The organism is Scytonema millei VB511283, from assembly GCF_000817735.3.
Taxonomy (GTDB): domain Bacteria; phylum Cyanobacteriota; class Cyanobacteriia; order Cyanobacteriales; family Chroococcidiopsidaceae; genus Chroococcidiopsis; species Chroococcidiopsis millei_B.
Genome location: NZ_JTJC03000003.1, coordinates 84,728 through 107,855, shown reverse-complemented (window position 1 = coordinate 107,855; position 23,128 = coordinate 84,728). Strand labels below are relative to the sequence as shown.

The following is a 23,128-nucleotide window of genomic DNA, read 5'->3' as shown; positions in this document are numbered from 1 at the left end:
TTTCTACTTTTCTCAAGTAGGAGAGTTCCAGAGGCTCAAAATCTTTATTTCGGGAGCGTAATTTTCGTAGTTAAAGCTATAGTTTTTTAGCGATCGCTATCTATATCTAATAATGAAATAATATGGCGATCGGCTTAAAAAAAAGCTAATCTTTGCCAACTCATTTCAAAACACATCATCTGTAGGGTGGGCATTGCCCACCTTGCCCTAATTTGTTTTTCTCAAAAAATATTACAAATAAAAATTAAGATTTTTTGTTAATTGGATTGTATTTATCGCGATCGTGTCATTCTAGCTTTTAAGAAATAAAATTTTATCTGCTTAGGGTCCGCACCGAGTTTCAACAGAAGTTCAATCGAGCTTCTGTAAGTTTTCTATGCAAAATTAAACGCCTTGAATTGTGGATAAGAGGGAAGTAACTGTGAGGATCAAATCTACTTTTTCCATATTTTCCATCTTGCTATTGACAACACCTATAGCTGTTTCTGCTCTGTTATTTAAAACAGCCGCAGTACAGGCAGGCGAGACGGATATAGCCAGAACTCAGCCAACTCAAACAACACCTCAATCGTTAAAAAAGTCTGAAACAAACCGAACCAGTGCGGCTACTCTAGCACCTCTAGCACCAGCAACACCGGATACAGAGTTCAACTATACAGCTCAACAAATTCAAAACACATCTTCGACGCTGGCACAAGTCACATCCGTATCTCAACTATCAGACGTACAACCTACTGATTGGGCATTTCAGGCTTTGCAATCTCTGGTAGAACGTTATGGAGTCATTGCAGGTTATCCTGACGGTACTTTTCGAGGCAATCGTGCCATGACGCGCTACGAGTTTGCCGCAGGCTTGAATGCAGCTATGGATCGGATTAACGAACTGATTACTGCTGGTTCGGCAGATGTCGTTAGCAAAGAAGATTTGGAAACCCTAAATCGCCTGCAATCGGAATTTAGCAGTGAATTAGCAACTTTGCGGGGGCGAGTTGACGCTTTAGAAGCACAAACAGCCGAGTTAGAAGCCAATCAGTTTTCCACGACTACCGTTCTAGGCGGAGAAGTTATCTTTGGTGTTGCCAGTGCCTTTGGCGGCGATCCCCCTGGAGGATGTAGGGTTTTGCCAGACAACACCGGACCTTTTTTTGACCAATTAGTGCCTCAGTTAAACTTAAGAGATCGCAATTCAGCTCCAGAAGTTGATTGTTTAAACCGAGACGATGCAGATAAAAATACTGTTCTCGCCCACTTGGTTCGATTAGGGTTAGAAACATCATTTACAGGTAAAGATCGCCTGCGGACATACCTAGTTACAGGCAACTTTGATGGTGGTGGCTTCACCAATGCAGAGTCTCTCAATACTTACATGGCGCGGTTATCTTACCAAGCAGGTTTAAACAATAATGTTGTTTTAGACTTATTAGAATATCGATTTCCTGCCTTTAACGATCGCGTTGTCTTTAGCGTCATTCCTTTTGGTTTTAGTTTAAGTAACGTTCTTTCAGCCAATTCAGCTTACTTTGACACTGGTAGGGGTTCAATTTCTCGCTTTGGCGAGGCTAGTCCAATTTTCAAAATTGGTGGCGTATTAGATGCAGGAGCAGGTTTTGACTGGTTATTTGCCAAAAATGCACGGCTACAAGTAGCTTATGGTACTGGAGGAAGTAACAATCCAGACAGTGGAGTTTTTGGAGCAGACCGCAGTGCGCTAGGCGTGCAATTGTTAGCAACACCAACTAACAACTTGATTACTGGCTTAACTTATGTGAATGCCTACACTAGCGATGGAACTTTAGGTACGTATACAGGTAGCGTCAATGCAGAAACCAATGGTTTATGGTCTGGTTCATCCGTTCCTTCACCAATCGACCAAGCAAATGACTCTGGGTTTGATCCATGCTGCCGTTATTTTATTGGAGACTTAGCTGCCAAAACCAATGCTATTGGCGCAACGTTGCAATGGCGTATCTCTCCAAAGCTAACATTCGGGGCATGGGGGGGATATATGTTTACTAATTTCTTAGAACGCCTTCCTGACTTTTCTGAAACTAGTAGAGACGCGAATGGAATTCTCAACGGAATTGGAGCCTCTGCCGGTAAGAAACCCTTTGCCAATTCAGCTACCTATCTCTTTTCTCTTGGTCTATCCGATCCTTTTGGTAGAGAAGGAGATTTATTTGCCTTCCTTTTTGGTATGCCACCAAAATTGGTAGATGCGGGACCCGAAACACGCGGTACACCCGTACCTTTTTTTGAAACTTCTCGTAGAGGCGAGCCGGAAGTTCCTGTAACCGACAATAACACTAACTTAGATACAGCTGGAATTGGACCAGATCAAGCCCGTCAAGAAACTCCAGATACGCTACCAAGGAGAGTAGGAGTGAAAGATGAAGCAACTTCACTGCACTTTGAAGTATTCTACCGTTTCCGAGTCAGTGACAATCTATTCATTACTCCAGGTGTGGTTCTCGTGACTAACCCAGGTCATATTGAAGATAACAACGATATTTGGTTAGCAACTGTCCGCACAACTTTCCGCTTCTAAATCTAGCTAGCGGACTGTATAAACTGTAAGGGCGGGTTTTGCCAAAGTCTCGGTTTGACCGTCGTATTCTTCAATCAAACCCGCCCCTACAATAATATGGAAATTAAAATAAATTTTATATCACGATCGCGTAATTGGAATATAATTCGGTTGAGCTTTGACTCGCTCTATCCATGCTTGAATCGCCGGAAAACCAGATAGATCGAAACCTCCTTCATCGGCGACGTGAGTATAGGCAAATAAGCCAATATCAGCAATAGAATAGCGATCGCCTACAAAAAATTTCCGCTCGGTTAAATGTTTTTCCATCACTGCAAGCGCAGCATAACCAGCTTGACGTTTCTGTTCTATCGCTTCCCGATATTCATCTGCTTTACCAAGTTCAGTAATCCAAAATCTAGGAGTAGCGATATTAGGTTCGTGGCTGTATTGCTCAAAAAATAGCCATTGTAAAACTCGGGCGCGGAGTAATTTATCGGCAGGCAAAAATTCAGTATCTTCGCTAAAATAGAAGAGAATAGCATTCGATTCTGCTAAAAATTCTCCTGATTCCAACTGTAAAACTGGGATGCGTCCATTAGCATTTTTCGTGAGAAATCCAGGAGTACGACTTTCACCTTTAAGAATATTAATTTCGACTCGCTCAAAGGGAATACCAAGCTGAGTCAACAAAAGCCGAACTTTATAACCATTTCCCGAAGGTAAAAAATCATACAACCTGAGCATGACTTTCGTTGGGTAGAAGACGTAATGATTATAAAGAAGTTAAAAGTTAAAAGTCAAAATCAGTTATCAGTTGTCAGGGAGCGAACGAGCAGTTAATTCCGACTTACGACTTACGACTTACGACTTACCAACTACCTATTACCCATTACCAAAGTAATTTTATGTGTGGTAGATTTACCCTCAGCCAACCAGCAGAAGCGATCGCTTCTACCTTTCAGCTTTCCTCAATTCCCGAATTAACTCCACGATATAACATCGCACCGACTCAACCAGTCCCAACAATCTTATCAGAGGGCGATCGCCGTCAATTTCAAATGTTACGTTGGGGTTTAATTCCCTCTTGGGCAAAAGATGCATCAATGGGTGCAAAACTGATTAATGCCAGAGCCGAAACCGTTGCTGAAAAACCCGCTTTCCGTTCTGCATTTCGTCGCCGCCGCTGTCTAGTTGTTGCTGATGGCTTTTACGAATGGCGATCGCAAAAAGGTAAGAAACAACCCTTCTATTTTCGCTTACAAGATGGGCAACCCTTTGCTTTTGCAGGTTTATGGGAAACTTGGCAAGCACCAGACGGCGAGAAAATTGATTCTTGCACTCTTCTGACGACAACAGCTAATTCTCTTTTGCGATCGGTTCACGACCGGATGCCTGTTATTCTCAAACCAGAAGATTATAACCAGTGGCTCGATCCTCAAACTCAAGAACCAGAACAGCTAGAACCACTGCTACAACCATACTCCTCAGAAGCAATGGTTGCTTATCCCGTCAGTACCAAAGTCAATAATCCAACCAACGAATCACCAGAGTGTAGCGAACAGTTATCAGCGACCAGTGACTAGCCACTAGCCACTAGCCACTAGCCACTCACTCTCAAAGCAGACAATCCTGAAGACACGATGATACATCTATCACCTCATCCCCAGGATTGTAACTTGCATTCTGTCATCGATCGCTCGTCATTCATCTAGGTTCAACTAATGACCAATGACCAATGACCAATAACTAATTGCTAGTTGCTAGTTCGGTATTACCGCGATTACGACGGCGAGTTAAGCTATTGAATAACATAACACCGATCGCTTTGATCAAATTACCTTCCAATTCGTTAAACATCTTCATGTTCATGCCAAAAGCAGCATTAGCTTCTTCAACGATGCGATCTGCTTTAGCTTCATCAATTGGTAATTCGTCTAGTCTTTGCCGATAGGTGTTTTTAAATTGCTTTTCATCAGAAATTTCAGCAAATTCATAGAAAGCAGTGCCTTGTCCATCAGCAAGATTCATCGCCCTTTGAGCAATACCTTTGAGAATTTGTCCGCCAGAAAGATCGCCCAAATAGCGAGTATAAAGGTGTGAAATTAGTAGTTCTGGGGCAGTATTAGAGACTTCCCTTATTCGCTGCACGTAAGCTTCTCCAGCCGGAGAGAGACTAATTTGCTCGCGCCATTGGTTGCCGTAATAATACTTCAGGTCTTGCTCCAAGCTACGCTGGCGATTCAATTCCTTGAAGTACATATTTGATAAGATTGAATGCTGTTGATGCCGCTCCATTTCTTCTTCCATCGCCGAGTAGACGAAATAGAGATTGGCAACCAGCTTGCGGTAAGAAGTTGGCTCTACTACTCCTTTTAAAAAACACTTGACAAAACCAACATTTTCTGCCATGGTGTGGGCTTTTTTCGTCCCTTCACGGAGTTTTGTTGCTAAATTACTGCTCATGCTAAATTTCTCAACTTTTATAGTCAACTACTACCAACAAAGTTTGCGAGTGTATTTAGTATTCCACCTAAATCGTTACAGTAGAACGATTTGATGAGAAAATTTATTAAAAATTCTAAAGAAGGGGTGAGGAGCGAGGGAAGGAGTGGCTAGTGGCTGGTGGCTGGTGGCTAGTAGAACCAGAATTGCTTCCTTGTCCTCCTTGTCCCCCAAGTCCTCCTTATCCTCACTACGGGAGAAATCTAGATGAATCACAGCGTCACTGCCGCATGGCTTTACGAACATTTAGCAGATCCGCAAGTGGCGATCGCGGATTGTCGTTTTTCCCTTGCCGATCCGCAACTCGGACGACAACAGTACCAATCGAATCACATTCCTGGTGCTTACTACCTAGATTTAAATCAAGATCTTTCCAGTCCAGTCGGTCAGCATGGAGGGAGGCATCCTTTACCAAACTTAACAGAGTTGGCAGTAAAACTGTCGGCGATGGGCATAACTTCCCAAACGAGAGTTGTTGCTTACGATGATTCCCGATTGGCTTTTGCGGCGCGGCTGTGGTGGCTGCTACGCTATTTGGGACACGAACGAGTTGCCGTGTTAGATGGAGGGTTTCAAGGTTGGCTAGCGGCTGGTTATCCGGTTACAGCCGATCTGCCTATAGCAAAAGCGGGTGAGTTTATCCCCATAATACAATTAGGGCAAGTTGTGGATATAGAAGCGGTAAAAGCACGCAAGGACTTGCCTGGAGTAGCATTAGTTGATGCGCGAGAAGGCGATCGCTATCGTGGCGAACGAGAACCGATAGATCCAGTTGCGGGTCATATCCCAGGTGCAGTTAATTATCCCTGGCAAGAGGTGACAGACGATCGCGGCTACCTCAAACCCATATCAGAACAACAGCAACGCTGGCAAGACTTAGAGTCATCATCAGAAATTATTGTCTACTGTGGTTCTGGCGTGACTGCTTGCGTCGATTTACTCGCACTAGAATTAGCAGGAATTTCTACAGGTAAACTTTATGCAGGCAGTTGGAGCGATTGGATTAGCCATTAATCAGTTATCAGTTATCAGTTGTCAGTTGTCAGTTGCTAACTTACGACTTACGACTTACGACTTACGACTTAATCTCTACCAATTCCCGATATCAAATGTATAATTCACGCTAAAAAATGAATTATCAAAACTAATATTTGGATCGGAGGAATTGCCGAAACTCACGCCACTTTGAAGGCTAATTTGGCTTCCACGCGATACGGCATAAATCACGCTACCGAGAATTAGGTGGTAGGTATCGTCGCGATCGCGTTGCGTGAAATTCGATAAAGCTAGTAAATATTCTAAACTAAGCTGGAGGCGAGGGCTGATATAGTAAGCTAGCTCGGTAGATAAAGAATTGATCGCGCGACTGCGGGTGTCTGGTTCGGCAAATCCTAGACGAAATTCATAGGTTGAATTTAACCACAATTTATTCGTTATTTTATCTTGGCGCTGGAGAGCTAAACGTAGGGCGTGTTCTTTCAAAAAGCGATCGCCTGTCTTGGCATCAAATAAATATTGATTGTTCCAGCCAATTTCACCAAACATCTGTGGTGTCAGTTTTTGGCGTAAAGCTGCCCTTAGTCTTAATTTGTTGTAATCAGCTTGGTCGTGTTCGCTATATCGAACCAAACCGCCATCAATTGCCGTGAATAAACTTGTTTTCGCTCCTAGTTTGGGCGCGATCGCAAAAGTTAAGTTGGTAGAAAATAATCCGTCATCAATTGCATCAACTGCTGAAAAAATATTACTACCTTGGAAATAGCCAACCTGCCCTAGTAAATGTGCGATGGGTTCGTAAGGAGGAGACTGTAATTTTTGCTCTTGTAAACGTAAAACGCCTAGTTCTGGATCGCCTATTTGTTCGTTTTTGACTGAAGCGCGATCGCTTGATGTCGTCGCTGGCGATGCTTTTTCACTCTCTAGAGGGGCAGCAATTATTGGATTTGAAGAAAAAAAAAGCAAATAGCGCTACTTGCCATGCTGAAAATGAAGTTAGCTAGTACTGGGTGCTTAAAATCGCAGCTACGTGGGTAGACCCCGCTGACACTAGTTTTTGAGTTCCCGTAGGCAAATTTCATTTGTGACAGTGTGAATTCACTCCGCCTGGGCTGTTTAGCTGTAAATTTAAGTTTGAACACGGTAGAGACAAAAATTAATAATGCAAATAATTGCGATCGCAAAAATTTATCTAGCTCTCAGTTAATCCTTAAGTACCTAGATCGCAAATCAAGATTAGTTGAAAAAAACATCAATCTATAACCGCAAAATTACGGGATTCATGAAATTAATTTAAACTTTCAACTCAGAAGAAATACTCAACTGAAATTCGTCCGTCAAACTATAGCAGCGATCGCTCGGTGGAAAACTAACAGTTACCCGTATAAATCCTGTTTTTATTTGCCTGCAATTTGGGCATTCTAAATAATTGAAGTCCTTTGACACTTAACTGTTAACCATTAGCTATTAACTACCAACTCCTAATTACATGTCTCACCGATTCATTCTTTTCGTCTCAATTGTGCTGTGGGGTGCGATCGCACTACCAAAAGCAGCCCAAGCGGATACAGTTTTAACACGCGCTGAAATTAAAAGCTTACGTAATCTCGTACAATTAATGCCTCAAAGCCAAACTACTCGTCCAGCAAAGGTGGCTGATGGAATAGTTCCAGGGGATGCATTATCTACGGGTCGAGAGGCACTGGCAGAGCTACGTTTTAATGATGGCTCATTAGCAAGAATTGGCGAGCAAGCACTATTCCGATTTTCTGCTCAAAACCGAAATTTGAAACTATCAAATGGTACTGCATTACTGCTGATTCCTCCTGGTCGAGGTACGACAGAAGTATGGACACCAAACGCAACAGCAGCAATTCGCGGTTCTGCATTGTTTATTCGTCATGTTGCCGATAGCAAGACTACCGTATTTGGTGCATTAACAAATAGCCAGATTGAAGTAGTTAATCAAAAAAAATCTCAGCGACAGGTATTAAAAGCAGGTCAATTAGCAGTTGTTATTAAAGGTAAAATCACAGCGCTTTACAACTTCGATTTAAAAACATTTTATGAATCCAGCGACTTAGTAAGTGGATTGAATCTCAATAAAAAAAACGCGACTGCCACTGATATAGAACTCGCTCAAGTACAGGCTGAAACGATTGCTGCTGTTGCCGCGCAGTCACCGCTAACGGGTGAAGAAATTATTATTAATCCTAGCTTTATCCGTAGTTCAGAATCACCGTCGTCACCTTTACACCAAAATAGTAACAACTCACTGATTAATACTTCTGATTCGACTACAGAATTTATTGACAACGGCGCAGTCATTCTCGATCGCTTTGAAATTTCACCTGACAATTCTGAATCTTCTTCAGATCGTGATTCAATGCCGATAGGCGATCGCGATGACTCTACCAAAGATGAAGATCGTCATCCCGATAAAGATAATAACGGGATCGGGGATGGTAATGGTGGTGGCAGAGATCGTCATCCCGATAAAGATAATAATGGGATCGGGGATGGGAACGGCGGTGGTAGAATTAATAACCCTGACAAGAACGATAAATCCCGAAAATAAATCTCAAATATCAAAGAGATAATTGACGATTGACGGGTAAATCACGCAATCTGTAGGGGCGCACAGCTGTGCGCCCCTACAAATGTCACGCACGTAATTGAAAAGTGCTATGAATCAACTTCTTCTACAGCTCCTACTGTATTAGATGATGCCACTTGCCAAAATGCCGTACTTGCTTCTAAATCTTCTGAGTCAACTTCTGTGGGTATGGCAACAGCTAGTAAGTCATCGCGATCGCCAAAGTTATTATTGTCAGTATTCTCTATACCAGTTAAATTTTGTAGAGCAACTAGAGCTTCTGAGGCAGATTGATAGCGCTGCGTATAATCATACCGCACCATTTTACCGATAAAAGTTGCTAACTCCTGGCTCACCTCAGCTTTGTCTAACCAAAGCACTTCACCCGTTTGCGGGTCGAGTTGAAGTTCGTGAGGTGCAAATCCCGTTAAGGCTTTAATTAACAACATGCCAACTGCATAAATATCGCTGCTGTAGAAAGCACGACCTGTGGTTTGTTCGGCAGGAGCATAACCTAGAGTACCAATACTCACTGTCAGGTTAGTTTGCCCGTTATTTGCTAGCATTTGATTGCTAACTTGCTTGACAGCACCAAAATCAATGATGACGAGTTTGCCATCGGAGTGCCGTCGCATGATGTTGCTGGGCTTGATATCGCGGTGAATTGTCTTGCACCTGTGGACGAATGCCAGGATTGGTAGTAAATCTTGCAGAATTGCGATCGCGGCGATTTCGCTCACAGGCTTGCCAGGTTTGAGTTCCCAACTGAGGGGATGTCCGTTAATCAACTCTTGGACTAAAAAGAATTCTTCACCTTCTTCAAAATAGGCAAGCAACTGGGGAATTCGGTCGTGTTTACCTAAAATTTCTAAGGTTTCTGCTTCAAGTTGAAACAACCTGCTAGCCATTTGTAAATGCTGGGGATGATTGCTAGCAGGTTTCATTCGCTTCACGACACAAAGAGGTCTACCAGGACGTTGTAAATCTTCTGCAATGTAAGTTTCACTAAATCCACCCGAAGCTAAAACTTTAGTAATTTGGTAGCGTCCGCTGAGAATTTTTCCGGCTGTGACTAATTCGTGTGGCAGTAATTTTTGGATCTCGTCTTGTTGGTTGTTTGCCTCTGGAGACTCTAAAACAGTGGTATTTTCTGTGGCGGTAGGTTTAAATTGGATTGTCCTGCGGCGATCGCTCATCGTTCCGATCGTCCAGTAAGAACCACCACACAACATAATTGCTAGCATCGGCACGGCAGTGGGTAAGATCGAGTACTGATATGTGAAGACAGCGTAACTGATACCACCCCAGGCGATCGCAATGCCGATCGTCCATCCCAGTTGGGATCTGAGGCGCTGAGCTTTTGCTAGCAAAATTGTCGTTCCAGCGCCTAATAGCAACACCAACAACCCCTGGAAAAAAGGATTGGGAATTGCCAAGGCGATCGCTCTTTGCTGTAACCGCGTGGCGATCGCATTGGCTTGAATTTCTACCCCTGGCATTGGTTTAGGATAGAACCAACTGTAGGAAAAAGGTGTTTTGTGAAAGTCTTGCAGCGAAGCAGCTGTTGCTCCAACAATCACAATCTTGTTCTGAAAATAACGCCCCTGTTGCAAGTACGTGTTCCAATTATCGGCATCGAGAACATGCCAAAAAGGGATATATTCAAACGTCCCCGCAGGTCCATAGAAATAAATGCGATCGCCCGTAGTGGAAGTAGGGGCGCACAGCTGTGCGCCCCTACAATTACCAATTGAAGATGCCACCGCTTGCTCAAAAGAGGGCATTTCTACCCCCATAGCTGCATAATTATCGAATTGCTGCCGATCTTTTGTTGCCAAACTTAAAGGAAATTCGCTAGAAAATCTGTGAATTTTACCATCTAACTCTAGGGGGAAATTGACAAAACCAACCGACATTGGCTTCGTCCACAAGAAACGAATCGGTTTGGTTAGTTGAATGATACTACCTTGGCGCAACTGCGATTGCTCGTACTCTGCTGCTAAAGTAACTCTGCCAGCGTAACGTTGTAACACTCTCCTAAATTCGCGATCGTCTGCACTTCCATAACTGCTGGGGGATGCAAAGACTATGTCTAAAGCAACAGCACGCGCTCCTGCTATCATTAATCGATCGATCGCTTGAGCGTAAGCAAGTCGTTGCCAGGGCCAAGCTTGCAAGGGCTTGAGAGCGGCATATTGTTCAGGGTTGGTTTGATAGTATTGTTGAGGAATCGATAAAGATTGCTCGTCAATTGTCAGGATAACAATATCCTCTGGTGGTACAACAGCGCCCCGAATTTCAAAAAATAGCGTCTGGGTTTGGTACTCAATCATTTGTACTAATGTCCCATTAGTGGCTGTAGCTACTGCCGCAGCCACTCCCCAAAATCCAGCTAAGAGCTGCTCCCAGCGGAAATATCGTAAAAACTGATTCTTCTGAAGCAGCGATGGTATCTTTTGTACATCGGACAGTGTACGATCTTGTCCCATATAGTTATGTCAGACTGGGAGTTAGAGGATAGAGACAGTTAACAAGAAGCTTCCAACAAGGGAACTTTCAAGTTGTGACTAGTTACCATACACTAGACCACACAACCCAGCTCTACCGATCTCGCCCTGGTTTCTTTTTTGACTGTCTGACCCTATTAGTTAGAGTTCCCGATCTAGGGAGAAAACCCGTCTCATCCAATTGAAATTTATGAGAATTTTACGCGCAATGTGGCAATTTCTGCGATCGCCAGCTGTCTATAGTGACAACTACGTTCGGTCTGAACTGTGGAAACTACCAACCAACTGATAAAATGAACTGCGAATTTAGTTAATTTAAAGGTAGATGTTAAAAATGGGTGTTGCGCTTAAGCTAACCTGGTAAGGGTTTAGCAAGCATGGTTTAACTTCCGAGACGAGATTCTCACTAAAACTTAGGCAGGATAAATGTAAAATCGATTGAGATCCATAACATACAATTCCTAAAATGATGCATAAAAAATTGTTATAATTGAGAATTCGACGTTAAATAGTTTTTGGAAAATTTTTAGGTATTAAGTTTCTATGCCTTGTTCTATGATGAACCGTCTGTCTATATTTGTAGACGGGAACAATATGTTCTACGCACAACAGAAAAATGGTTGGTTTTTCGACCCGAGAAGGGTGCTGGAGTACTTTAGGAAAGAACAACCAGATACAGTACTAATTAACGCCTTTTGGTACACTGGATTGAAAGATCCTCAAGATCAAAGGGGTTTTCGGGATGCACTCATTAGTTTGGGATACACCGTTCGCACTAAAATTTTAAAAGAGTACTACGACGATACCTCGGGTCGCTATTCGCAAAAAGCGAACTTAGATATAGAAATTGTAGTAGATATGTTTAATACAGTAGATCAGTACGATCGCGTAGTTTTATTTAGTGGTGATGGAGATTTTGAGAGAGCTATAGAATTATTAAGGTCAAAAAATACTCATATTACAGTTGTATCTACAGAAGGAATGATTGCCAGAGAGTTACGGAATGCTACCGATCGCTACATCGATCTAAATGATATTAGAGAATCCATTGAAAAAGCTGATTATTAATATAGGTGGTGCGTGCTACGCGAGTGCGTGTTTTTTATACGATTACTAATAGCTAAAACAGGGATAAGTGTCTGGAAAATCTATGGACAATCAATTGGGTACAGAGCGGGTCATCATTTTCGATACTACGTTGCGGGATGGCGAACAGTGTCCTGGGGCAACGCTAAACGTCGATGAAAAATTAGCGATCGCCCGTCAACTAGCTCGCTTGGGAGTAGATGTGATTGAGGCAGGCTTTGCCTTTGCTAGTCCTGGCGATTTTGAAGCAGTGACAAGAGTTGCTAAAGAAGTCGGGACGATTGACGGACCGATTGTTTGTAGTTTGGCAAGGGCAATCAAAGCTGACATTAAAGCCGCAGCCGAAGCCTTAAAGCCAGCGGCTAAAGGCAGAATTCATACATTTATTTCCACATCAGATATTCACTTAGAATATCAGTTAAAAAAATCGAAAGCCGAAGTCTTAGCGATCGCTGAAGAAATGGTGGCTTATGCTAAGTCTTTCATGGACGATGTGGAATTCTCAACTATGGATGCTACCCGCACCGATCCAGAATACTTGTATCAAGTTTTGGAACGGGCGATCGCGGCTGGGGCAACGACTATCAATATCCCCGATACTGTCGGGTACACGACTCCTAGCGAATTTGGAGCATTAATTAGAGGCATCAAAGAAAACGTTCCCAACATCGACCGCGCTATTATTTCCGTTCACGGTCATAATGACATCGGTTTAGCCGTTGCTAACTTTCTCGAAGCCGTGAAGAATGGGGCAAGACAGCTAGAATGCGCAATCAACGGTATTGGCGAACGGGCTGGAAATACAGCACTAGAAGAAGTCGTGATGGCGCTGCACGTCCGCAGGCAATACTTTAACCCCTTTTTAGGTCGTCCGGCAGAATCAGAAGCACCGCTAACTCATATCGATACGCGGGAGATTTATCGCACTTCTCGCCTAGTTTCCAACCTGACAGGAATGCTAGTACAGCCGAATAAGGCAATCGTTGGCGCAAATGCTTTCGCTCACGAATCCGGCATTCACCAAGATGGTATTCTCAAAAATAAGCTCACCTATGAGATCATGGATGCTGAGTCGATTGGTTTGACCAACAACCAAATCGTTTTAGGCAAACATTCTGGTCGCCATGCTTTTAGTTCGCGCTTGCAGGAATTGGGCTTTAACCTTTCAGAAACAGAATTAAACAAAGCTTTCTTGCGATTTAAAGACTTAGCGGATAAGAAAAAAGATATTTCCGACTGGGATTTGGAGGCGATTGTCAACGACGAGATCAAGACGACTCCAGAAGTCTTTCATCTAGAATTAGTCCAAGTGTCGTGTGGCGATTGCACTCGTCCGACGGCAACTGTTACCTTACGGACTCAAGATGGTGAAGAACTAACCGATGCAGCGATCGGGACGGGACCCGTAGATGCTATATATAAGGCGATCAATCGGGTGGTAAACGTCCCCAATCAGTTGATCGAATTTTCCGTCCAGTCCGTAACGGCGGGAATTGATGCAATCGGGGAAGTCACGATCCGACTGCGCTACGAAGATAAAGTCTATTCCGGTCATGCAGCCAATACAGACATTATCGTTGCTTCTGCCCAGGCATACGTCAACGCCCTGAATCGGCTTTATGCAGCATTGCAGCATCAACAGCAGCGCGATCGCTCGTTAGCATAGTTTTAGATCCCCCCAACCCCCCTTCACAAGGGGGCAGCACGATCCCCCCAACCCCCCTTCACAAGGGGGGCTAATCATAAGTAGGGTGGGCAACGCCCACCTTTACTGTATGTTGAAGATTGCGTTCGATAAAATATGCCCACTGCCCGACTTAGACATTCAGTCAATTGGCATTCAGTCAATTTGAGTTTGTTTGCCTTGTTAGTACTGCTAACCGCGATCGCCACGATACTATATACATCTAGCGAACGTAACTTTCACTGGTGGATTGATTGGTACTATAAAACTACTGAGGTTGCTAATGCTTTTAGTCAATCTCCCATTGCCGGAATTAGCAACATTTTGCAATCGTTGGGGACGGAACGGAACAAAATTTATACTCTGCCATTAGTACCGTTTCTCCTCTTATTTGGCGAGTCGCGCTTAGTCTATCAAATTGGCTTAGCACTAGTTTATTTACTCCCTTTTTGTCTAGTAATGGGAGGTGTGGGAACGCAATTGATTTGCGCCAATCCTACAGCCGTTTTTTGGTCAACTGCTTTCTTAAGCTTATTAATTCCCGTCAATTGGATGCCAACTTTTCTTGGTGTTCCAGATACAGGGGGTGCTGTATTAATTGGGTTAGCGACTTGGATTTACTTGCAAGACATGAGGCTCAAACGCTGGCGGCGCGTGCTAGCAATTGGCGTACTATTAGGAGCGGCAATTCTTTTACGCCGTCATTTTGCTTACGGGGCGATCGCTTTTCTAGCAGCTATGTCTCTACAAGCATTAATTTCTTTCTCTACTACTAAACAAGTAAAACCACAACTAGCTTGGCAAAAATTACGGCGAACAGCGGTAAAAATTAGTTTAATTGCGATTATTTGTTTTCTCACGCTGGCGGCGATCGCTTGGCAGTTTACGTATAATGCGATCGCGACAGATTATCGGGGATTGTACGCTTCTTGGAGTTTTCCAGTTAATACAATTGTCTGGCTTTACGCTGCCTATTTTGGTTGGGCAGTGCTAATATTTGCCGCGAGCGGATTTTTAGCTGGAATTTTGACTCGAACTCTATTTCTACCTGCCTTCAGTTTTATCTGGTTGTTTGGTATTGTTTCGGCAGTAGAATGGTTGATTATTTTACGCTATGCCAATGTATTTTATTGCCTCCATCTAACTCCAATTGTGGTATTAGGATTAGCTACTGGTGTGTGGACTGCTTACTTAAAACTTAAAGCTACATTCCGCCATATCGTTTTAGGTATAGTTATTTGTTACCTCATAAGTAACTTAGCAATTGGACTAACTTCCATTGGCAATTTCCAGCATCCTCTGCGTTCTCTGTGGGCATTGAATATTCCTCCTTTAGTCCGTACAGATTACGATGAAGTAATTCGATTAGGAGCTTATTTACGTCAAATTGCTACTAACAAAAAACCTGTTTATATTGTTGGTTTTCAACGGTTGCAGTTAAATAGCGGCATGGTGCGGGCAGTCGAACGTACAGTATATAAACAAAAAGATCGAGATAACTTACTATTGTTGGGTGCGCCTCAAGTTGATTCTCAAGATTTTTATCCAGTAGAAAGACTTTTACAAGCAGAGTATGTCGTTATTCCTCACCCATTACCAAATTTTGAGAGTGACTTTACCAAAGTTCCAGCCGCAGGGGAATGGCTACCTTTAAAAGAACACGATGTTGTCACAGTTGTATCGGATGCTTTTCGGCAAAATTGGGCAATTGCGAAAGATTTTCAGCTTTTACCCGTACAATTTCGCTTAGCCGATGGTGCTATTGTAAATATTCATCGGCGTTTGCGTCCTACTTCTGTAGAAACAGCAATCCAAACCCTTGCCACCATGCAAGAGAGAATTGGGAAACGTCCTGGGGGACAACTGGATTGGATGAGTTTGAGTCATTTATGGCAAGATAATAAAATTGTTAGAAATATTACTCGTACCTATAGATTATTAATGTATTCCGTTGAGGGAGTCGGAAAACAGCCAGTATCGTTCTTGTATGTGGGAACTTTATCTACTCCTACTCAAGTCATGGGTAAAGTAAATTTGTATGGAAATACCTGTAAAGGTGCTACCCTTAACTTAGAAATGCGCGATCGCCAAGGTAAGATCGTTAGCGCGATCGCATTGCCATCCATAACCAGTAAATCTCGTAAATTTCAAGTATCGTTGGCTAGTCAAAGACCAGACCCAGCTTACTTATTATTAAATGTTCAAACTAGCGATCGAAACAATCTAATAAAAAGTTGTATTGTAGAGATTGACTCTTTGAAAGTATCTCCACTTCCAACTCTCAACCCCCTTGTACGGGCGCACAGCAGTACGCCCCTACCGACTCCCGATTCCCGACTCCCGACTTCCTAATTATGCGAAATGAAAGACTAGAACGAGAAAAACAGTTTCACGATGCCTGGGCTGCGGCAATTGATATTGAGGGAATTCGGGTATCAGACTATTTTGAAGCTTGCACGGCTCCAGAAAATCGGTTTATTCTCAGACAAATGGGAGATGTGCGTGGAAAAAAAATCTTAGATTTAGGTTGTGGTGCAGGAGAAAACAGCGTCTATTTTGCCATGAAAGGGGCGCTATGTACGGCAGCTGATTATTCTCCTGGCATGGTAGAAGTTGCCTTAGATTTAGCAGCTAAAAATGGTGTAAAAATCGAGGGACGAACGATGGATGCATCTGCTTTAGATTGTCCCGATAATTCTTTTGATTTTGTTTACGCTGCCAATTTACTACACCACCTTCCCGATCCGCGCGCTGCCATACTAGAAATGCACCGCGTCCTCAAACCAGGTGGGAAAGCTTGTTTTTGGGAACCGTTAAAACACAATCCGATTATCAACGTCTACCGTCAAATTGCGACTAAAGTTCGCACGGAAGATGAAATGCCGCTTGATATCAACACGATTGATTTTGTTAAACAGAATTTTTCTCGGACTAATTACGATACTTTTTGGATCGCTACGCTTTGGATATTCTTACAATTTTATTTAATTGAAAAAGTCGATCCTAATAAAGAGCGTTATTGGAAAAAAATAATTATTGAACATCAGCGATTAGCGCCAACATATTGGCGCCTAGAGAAATGGGATAAGCTGCTGAAAAAAATTCCTGGGATGAAGAGATTTGCTTGGAATTTGGCAGTTGTGGCAACAAAATAATCAGTTAACAGTTAACAGTTATCAGTTGTCAGTTATCAGCTATCAACTAATAACTACTAATTACCAAAGACTAGCCACTAGCCACTAGCCACTTAAAAAGACGAACCTGGCTGTTGCAAAAACTCTTCTTCTTCTGGGGTAGAGACTCGCTCTAAAATTTTGTTGCGGTGGGGAAAGCGTCCAAATCTTAAAATGACTTCGCGGTGACGTAAGGCATAGGTAATTGCATCAGCACTATCAGGATCGTCGCTCAACTGCTGAAATAGGGCTACAGAACGATTTTGATCCTCTAGGTTTTCGCTGTGTTCAAAAGGACAGTAAATAAACCAGCGTTGTACGGGTAATAATTCGCGATCGTAGCCTTGGGCTATGGCATACTCGGCGGTGGATAGGGCTTGCCAGTCAGTGGCGAAAGCTTGAGGCTTACCGCGAAACATATTGCGAGGAAACTGATCGAGAAGTAAGATTAAAGCCAGACAGCTGAGGGGAGAACTTTTCCAGTTGTCTAAATTCCCTGCTGCGGCTTGCTCGTAATCGCTCAGGAAGCGGGCTTCCACTTCTCGATCGAATTCAGGCTTTTTGATGAACCAAATCTGTCTTGGTTTTCCATAACTAGCCTGTTCGGGAGAACCAAACCAAAAATCTAAAATTCTTTTTGCCTGTTCTGATGACATGGCTGACAAACAACTCTATTGATTCTTACAAATCGCTTGCCTCATTTTCCGCATATTTTCTGGTAATTCAAATTGCATCGCTTGTTGAATAAAAATCGATGGAATTGGAACGTTGGGCGTAGCTTGTACGGCGTAAGTAAGTAAAGTGCCGATTCCACAATCTTGCAGGTTTAAATCTGCTGTAAAGTCGGTGAAAGTACCTTTTTCCATGCGAAACTGAATTCGCTGCTGTACTTCCTCAAACACGTTTAAATAAATTTCAACTTGGGCAGTGAAAATGAGAAAGGCTTTGCGGGCAACTTGGTATAAGCGCTTCACCTCACCTCGCTGCAAAACTTCGCTCTGGATCACGTCGGGGAAATATTGTACCCAACGAGGATAATCGGTGAGCTGCTGCCAAACTTGCGATCGCTGCATCGGTAGGTACATACACGCTGTCACAGCCCCGCCCCATGCTGAATGAGGGCGCGTTTGAACTAAAATTTCCCCACGCATCAAGGCTGTTTGCTCTGTCTGACCGATCGTCGTACCTATATACATTGCTGTCATACTAACTTCGTTATTCCTCACACTCATGCAGTTGCGATCGCAAGCAGTATACTGCCTACTCTACCTATAGTTTTGTTAAGAGATGGTGAACATACTATAAAGGTTCCCCAAATTTTGTCAAAAACGATCCTTCTTGGGAGAATTCGGAATTCGAAATTCGGAATTCGGAATTATTTCTGTTTTAGTTTTCGGGTGGATGCGACAAGAATACCGACAATTTCTGATGCTTCTGTTAGTAAAGGTTGAAATTTGTTGAGTTTAACCATGCCAGATTCAATGAGAATTTCTAACCAGTATTCTGTTTCACGGGCTTCTTTGAGCGCGATTTCTAACTTGCTTAAAAAATCTTTGTCTGATTGTGCGGATTGTGCTTCACGGACATTTGCACCAACACTAGTACCACTCCTAAGTAGCTGCCTAGATAAAGTTCTACATACTCCTGGCTTGTCGTCTAAAAAACTACAAGCTTTAATCACTCTAATTGCAAATTTCTTTGTCCTTTCAGTAATAGGAGTATAATTAGCCATGTTCGTACCTAAGTATTTGCATAATTTTATACTATGTACTTAGATATAGCTTGAATTCTGAATTCCGAATTCTAAATTATCTTGGAACAGAAACTTGATTTAATAAATTAGTAATTAGTGTTTCAATTTGAATTCCATCGAGTAAACTTTCGGGTTTGAGGATGAGACGGTGACGCAGCAGAGGTGGGGCTACAGCTTTGACATCATCAGGGGTGACGTAACCTCGTCCGGCAAGCCATGCGGCGGCTTGACTGGTTTGCAGCCAAGCTACGGCACAACGAGGGGAAGCACCCAAAGTTAAATCGGGATGTTGGCGCGATCGCTGTACCAGGGCAAGCAGATAGTCTAGAATTGGCTCTGCTACTTGTACCGATTTGACTTCCTGACGCGCCTGTAAAACCAACTGTACGTTAGCAACGGGTTCGATTTGAGCAATGTCTAGTCGTCGAGATTGAAAACCCTTTTGGCTGTTGAGCAGCATTTGCTTTTCATGCTGGCGATCGGGATAATCTACCGTTAATTTGAATAAAAATCTGTCTAGTTGGGCTTCTGGTAAAGGATAAGTTCCCTCACATTCCAAAGGATTTTGCGTGGCGATCGCCCAAAATAATTCTGGTAGCGGCAAGCTTTCACCATCCAAAGTCACTTGCTGTTCTGCCATAGCTTCTAATAAAGCGGCTTGCGTTTTGGGTGGCGTGCGGTTTATTTCATCTGCTAACAAAACTTCAGTAAATACGGGTCCCTTTTTCAGCGTAAAACTGCGACTGTTAAGGTCGAGAATATTCGTACCTGTGATATCGGCAGGTAAGACATCTGGTGTCAGCTGCACGCGGCGAAATTCTGCTTGGATGAGTTGCGCCATCACTTTCACCAGCAGAGTTTTTCCCGTACCTGGTACGCCCTCTAAAATGACGTGTCCCCCCGCCAGCATTGCCACTAATAATTGTTGTACTAATTGAGCTTGACCGACAACAACTTGGTTGAGGGCTTCACTGAGGCGATTTAATTCAGCGCGGAGTTCGGGCATGAGAAGGGGTAAGTAGGGATTAGAGTAGGGGCGCACAGGTGTGCGCCCCTACTGAAAGAAACGTGATAACTAATCAGGTTTAACATAACTGCGGATGGTGCGCCATTGTTTTAACCAATTTAATAGGTCTTTGTCACTGAGGCGGCGCTTTTGCCCGTGCAGCCGCAGCAGTTGTTCGAGTTCGGTAGGCGATCGCCCCGTTTGCTGTACCCATGCTTGAATCAGTTCTTGCCGTTCTAAGGGAATTTGTCCGAGTCCCAAGGCTTGCTGGAGTTGTTTTTGCTCGGCGTTACCAACTGTATCTATGACAAAATCGCTGGCTTGGGCTTTTTGCAGCACTCCTGCTAAAGCTTCAATATAAGCAGTGCTATTATCTGCGATCGCTGTCGTGAGAGTGACTGGTTGCCCGAAACGACGATTGCTAGCCAGAATCAACACAAATAGCGCGATCGCGGCTTGAAATAGGGCAGCAGCTAAGGGTCTTTGTGCTAAATAAGATAGGAAATCTCTTTCACCCGCTCGTTCTCTTACCTCTTTATCTCGGTAGCCGTGAATGTATTCGTCTACCCAGATCGTTCGATTGGCTTGAGTTACGAGTTGAGCTAAGTATTTATAGTTATTGGGATAATCTTGGTAGGCATTTGCTGCCAAAGAAGGGGTGACACAGAATATAACTTGTCCTTCACCAATCTTTTCTTGCCATACAACTGCCCCATAGCGATCGCCCAATAGCGATCGCTGTTGCTGGTTTATCCTTGCTCTGCGCTGCGTATCAATTTTGATATTAATTAACTCATCGTTTTGTTGCTTGGTGCTAAAGTCAGCTGGTGTTACTGGCTGGCGTACGCCCAAAATTATCAACGTGTTGCCTCGTTCTACCCACTGCTTTTCTGTGCCATTCAAACCGGAATTTGATTGGCTGAGAACGCGCAGCAATGTTATTTGATTTTGTTTGCTTAACTCGCTGGATGGCTTTTGCCAGCGCTGGACAGGCGTGCCTCGGTTTTGCATGTATGCATACCAAGCTCCATATCCATCGGGGCTGCGGCTATAGGAAGAGCCAAGACGTGAAGGATTATTGGGCGCAGTAACTAGGCTGAGAAATACGATCGCCGCGATCGCGATTGCCCCTAGCCACCATCGACGATGTAGATTTTTCACGCTTCACCTACCGTAAAAAGAATTCGCAGCTATACAAACTCAATCAACCCAGGCGGACGTTTGTGTAGTGCCATTCTAGTCTGTGCGCCCAATTGAATTTGTGCAATAGATCTATGCTGAGATCTGTTCTTGTCTAGCAATCTCTCGATATGCCTGCCGACATCGTTCAAATGTTTCTGATAAAACCTCACCGTCACTAAAGCATAATTGCTCGTGGGTGGTAATTAGCGTCCGATAAGACTGAAACTGGGGTAGTTGTTGAACTAATTGCAAGTATTCTCGATCTGTGCGACTGGGTTGATGGCGAGCGATCGCTCGTTCGTGCAACAGTTGTAACGTTGCCATATACAAACAGCGACAAGCTTCGCGATAGTTACCTCGATCGAAATAAGTTTGCGATCGCTTTAGCCAAGCTTCGACTGGCACTTCACTCGTTCTAGAAGTTGTCTTTCTACCAACAGCGCGCCTAGTTTTCAATTCCATCAAATAAGGCTCTAACCGTCGCCACACATACCAAGCCAACCACAGCAGTAAAGCAATTGCGGCTAACCAGGCGATCGCTTTTAATCCCTCCACTAACCATGAAGGAATTCCCTCTGGCAACTGGGGAATATTTTTATTCAGCCTCATAGTCTGAAGTTCGAGCCATTCCCCTACCTGTTGCTGTAGCTGAGATAGCTGCCAACCTATGCTGTTTTTTTCAAATTCACTGTTTGCCATTGGTCATTGGTCATTGGTCATTGGTCGTTTGTGAGTAGTGAGTAACTTTTTACTTACGACTTACGACTTACGACTTACTAATTACTTTTTCTTCAGACTTTATCAGTATCCATCCCGCGATCGCTAAGATAGCCCCTAGAACGAGAAAACCGATATCCCAGATTAACTCATTAGTCCCTGGTTTGACATGGTGAATGCCGAGAATTTGATGGTCGATTAATCCCTCAAAGAAGTCGAATAATCCTACGCCTAGCAACAAAGCACCAAAGAAAGTTTTGCCCGACCAAAACACGTTTTTTTGTTCGCCTGCCCGCCAGAGTAAAAATATTCCTAGTAAAGTTAGTATCCACGTAGCAGCATCGAAAAATCCATCCCACACCATGTTGGCTTTCATTTCTGCAACAGTGACAGTCGGTCGAACGCTGCTGAGCATGTGGTGCCATTGCAAGATTTGATGGAGCAATATACCATCAAATAGTCCGCCAGTTCCCAACCCAAGAATAATTCCAGATGCAATTAAAGGGTTGCGCTGCGTGCGAAGTTGTTTTGCTTCCATTTTCAGTCCTCTGCGACAGTTCATTTCACGATGGCAGTCCACCGCGTGAATTTCTTCTGTCTGACGGTAATGATAGACTGGCGATCGCAAACTAATACAAAAAACCAATACAAAAGGCTGAAGGAAAGATATTTTTTCCTTCAGCCTCTTAAATGCGAACTGATTTGCGTATCTTGTCTTGACTCAAAAGAATACATACTAGAAGTCTAAGCGGCGAGTGGGCGTTGCCTACCCTACTATACTTCTTATGCTTTTGCCCTTAACTTCTGACTTCTGACTTCTGACTTCCGACTTCTTACCTAGTAGCTTCTAGAAGATTCGCGGCGGTTATAGCTACCTCTGCTGTTGCCAGTTCTACTACCACCTTCCTCGCGTGGCTTGGCTTTATTTACTTTCAGCACTCGTCCCATCCATCTAGCGCCATCTAGCTCTGAAATAGCGGCTTCTTCTGCGTCTTCTGTTTCCATTTCAACAAAACCAAAACCACGCGGACGACCGCTTTCTCGGTCTATAGGTAGCTGTACTCGTTTTACAGTGCCGTAATCGGCAAATACCTTAGTCAAATCTTCTTGGGTAACGTCGTATGACAAGTTACCTACGTATATGGACATTGCAGCTCTCTCCTGAGTCCGATCGTTGTCGAGATGACCGTTCGGAGGAGCATCTGAATTAGCAAACACAAACACAACTGCCGAATGTACTCTCAATTTTACGATAGCATAAAATCGCTGTAACTTAGACTAGCAGGGGGAATGATTAGTTTACTAACCACAAATGATTAGTATTACCTATGGTGCAAACCTTGCTAGCTCGTTCACATTTTGTTACAAAAAGAGAGTATGGATAACTTCTACAATCGCG

The 23,128-nt window shown here is 43.4% G+C and carries 21 protein-coding genes; 8 read left to right on the top strand and 13 right to left on the bottom strand.

Going from position 1 to position 23,128, the window contains the following annotated elements; all coding sequences use genetic code 11:
• Positions 1-667 precede the first annotated feature (667 nt).
• Positions 668-2,545 (top strand): iron uptake porin, encoded by a 1,878-nt coding sequence (locus QH73_RS12235; RefSeq protein ID WP_309476486.1) that lies wholly within the window; start codon positions 668-670, stop codon positions 2,543-2,545.
• Between the two features lie 120 nt (positions 2,546-2,665).
• Here the strand turns inward: QH73_RS12235 and QH73_RS12230 are convergent, their stop codons facing one another.
• Entirely contained in the window at positions 2,666-3,271 is a 606-nt protein-coding gene (locus QH73_RS12230; protein WP_039714211.1) for a glutathione S-transferase family protein, read from the bottom strand.
• A gap of 161 nt (positions 3,272-3,432) precedes the next feature.
• Between QH73_RS12230 and QH73_RS12225 the strand changes: the two genes are divergently transcribed.
• Entirely contained in the window at positions 3,433-4,110 is a 678-nt protein-coding gene (locus QH73_RS12225) for an SOS response-associated peptidase (RefSeq protein ID WP_039714210.1), read from the top strand.
• A 163-nt stretch (positions 4,111-4,273) separates the two neighbouring features.
• Here the strand turns inward: QH73_RS12225 and QH73_RS12220 are convergent, their stop codons facing one another.
• Positions 4,274-4,990: a biliverdin-producing heme oxygenase gene (locus QH73_RS12220; RefSeq protein ID WP_039714209.1), complete on the bottom strand. Its 717-nt coding sequence runs from the start codon at positions 4,988-4,990 to the stop codon at positions 4,274-4,276.
• Between the two features lie 75 nt (positions 4,991-5,065).
• Positions 5,066-5,245, bottom strand: a complete 180-nt coding sequence (locus tag QH73_RS12215) for a hypothetical protein (RefSeq protein ID WP_039714208.1) — start codon at positions 5,243-5,245, stop codon at positions 5,066-5,068.
• On the opposite strand from QH73_RS12215, the gene QH73_RS12210 reads away from it, so the two are divergent.
• Positions 5,237-6,043 carry a sulfurtransferase gene (locus QH73_RS12210; RefSeq protein ID WP_039714207.1) on the top strand — a complete coding sequence of 269 codons (807 nt, stop codon included), beginning with the start codon at positions 5,237-5,239 and terminating at the stop codon, positions 6,041-6,043. The genes QH73_RS12215 and QH73_RS12210 overlap by 9 nt on opposite strands.
• Before the next feature lie 75 nt (positions 6,044-6,118).
• Here the strand turns inward: QH73_RS12210 and QH73_RS12205 are convergent, their stop codons facing one another.
• Positions 6,119-6,991 carry a hypothetical protein gene (locus QH73_RS12205; protein ID WP_052289859.1) on the bottom strand — a complete coding sequence of 291 codons (873 nt, stop codon included), beginning with the start codon at positions 6,989-6,991 and terminating at the stop codon, positions 6,119-6,121.
• A gap of 523 nt (positions 6,992-7,514) precedes the next feature.
• Between QH73_RS12205 and QH73_RS12200 the strand changes: the two genes are divergently transcribed.
• Positions 7,515-8,603: a FecR family protein gene (locus QH73_RS12200; RefSeq protein WP_052289858.1), complete on the top strand. Its 1,089-nt coding sequence runs from the start codon at positions 7,515-7,517 to the stop codon at positions 8,601-8,603.
• Between the two features lie 107 nt (positions 8,604-8,710).
• Here the strand turns inward: QH73_RS12200 and QH73_RS12195 are convergent, their stop codons facing one another.
• Positions 8,711-11,110, bottom strand: a complete 2,400-nt coding sequence (locus QH73_RS12195) for a serine/threonine-protein kinase (RefSeq protein WP_039714206.1) — start codon at positions 11,108-11,110, stop codon at positions 8,711-8,713.
• Between the two features lie 561 nt (positions 11,111-11,671).
• On the opposite strand from QH73_RS12195, the gene QH73_RS12190 reads away from it, so the two are divergent.
• The 4 genes from QH73_RS12190 to QH73_RS12175 all read left to right on the top strand — a co-directional run bounded on the left by QH73_RS12190 (position 11,672) and on the right by QH73_RS12175 (position 17,053).
• A complete protein-coding gene (locus QH73_RS12190) occupies positions 11,672-12,196 on the top strand; it encodes a LabA-like NYN domain-containing protein (protein WP_039714205.1) in 525 nt (174 codons plus the stop codon).
• Positions 12,197-12,278: 82 nt separating this feature from the next.
• The gene (locus QH73_RS12185; RefSeq protein WP_039714204.1) at positions 12,279-13,880 is read left to right on the top strand and encodes a 2-isopropylmalate synthase; all 1,602 of its coding nucleotides are present in this window, start codon (positions 12,279-12,281) and stop codon (positions 13,878-13,880) included.
• Between the two features lie 135 nt (positions 13,881-14,015).
• Positions 14,016-16,250 carry a glycosyltransferase family protein gene (locus QH73_RS12180; RefSeq protein ID WP_132866986.1) on the top strand — a complete coding sequence of 745 codons (2,235 nt, stop codon included), beginning with the start codon at positions 14,016-14,018 and terminating at the stop codon, positions 16,248-16,250.
• Positions 16,251-16,252: 2 nt separating this feature from the next.
• Complete coding sequence (locus QH73_RS12175; protein ID WP_039714203.1) at positions 16,253-17,053, top strand: class I SAM-dependent methyltransferase; 801 nt, start codon at positions 16,253-16,255, stop codon at positions 17,051-17,053.
• 92 nt (positions 17,054-17,145) lie between these two features.
• Here QH73_RS12175 and QH73_RS12170 read toward each other — a convergent pair whose 3' ends face one another.
• The 8 genes from QH73_RS12170 to rbp all read right to left on the bottom strand — a co-directional run bounded on the left by QH73_RS12170 (position 17,146) and on the right by rbp (position 22,878).
• Positions 17,146-17,727: a DUF924 family protein gene (locus tag QH73_RS12170; RefSeq protein ID WP_039714202.1), complete on the bottom strand. Its 582-nt coding sequence runs from the start codon at positions 17,725-17,727 to the stop codon at positions 17,146-17,148.
• A gap of 15 nt (positions 17,728-17,742) precedes the next feature.
• Positions 17,743-18,276: an SRPBCC family protein gene (locus QH73_RS12165; RefSeq protein ID WP_039714201.1), complete on the bottom strand. Its 534-nt coding sequence runs from the start codon at positions 18,274-18,276 to the stop codon at positions 17,743-17,745.
• 170 nt (positions 18,277-18,446) lie between these two features.
• Positions 18,447-18,803 carry a four helix bundle protein gene (locus tag QH73_RS12160; RefSeq protein ID WP_039714200.1) on the bottom strand — a complete coding sequence of 119 codons (357 nt, stop codon included), beginning with the start codon at positions 18,801-18,803 and terminating at the stop codon, positions 18,447-18,449.
• Positions 18,804-18,879: 76 nt separating this feature from the next.
• Entirely contained in the window at positions 18,880-19,830 is a 951-nt protein-coding gene (locus QH73_RS12155; protein WP_039714199.1) for an AAA family ATPase, read from the bottom strand.
• 69 nt (positions 19,831-19,899) lie between these two features.
• Positions 19,900-20,991 carry a DUF4350 domain-containing protein gene (locus tag QH73_RS12150; protein WP_132866984.1) on the bottom strand — a complete coding sequence of 364 codons (1,092 nt, stop codon included), beginning with the start codon at positions 20,989-20,991 and terminating at the stop codon, positions 19,900-19,902.
• Between the two features lie 111 nt (positions 20,992-21,102).
• The gene (locus QH73_RS12145) at positions 21,103-21,711 is read right to left on the bottom strand and encodes a DUF4129 domain-containing protein (protein WP_039714197.1); all 609 of its coding nucleotides are present in this window, start codon (positions 21,709-21,711) and stop codon (positions 21,103-21,105) included.
• 67 nt (positions 21,712-21,778) lie between these two features.
• Positions 21,779-22,267, bottom strand: a complete 489-nt coding sequence (locus QH73_RS12140; RefSeq protein WP_039714196.1) for a DUF2243 domain-containing protein — start codon at positions 22,265-22,267, stop codon at positions 21,779-21,781.
• A gap of 299 nt (positions 22,268-22,566) precedes the next feature.
• On the bottom strand, positions 22,567-22,878 hold the full coding sequence (gene rbp / locus QH73_RS12135; RefSeq protein WP_039714672.1) for an RNA-binding regulator: 312 nt from the start codon (positions 22,876-22,878) through the stop codon (positions 22,567-22,569).
• Between the last annotated feature and the right edge of the window lie 250 nt (positions 22,879-23,128).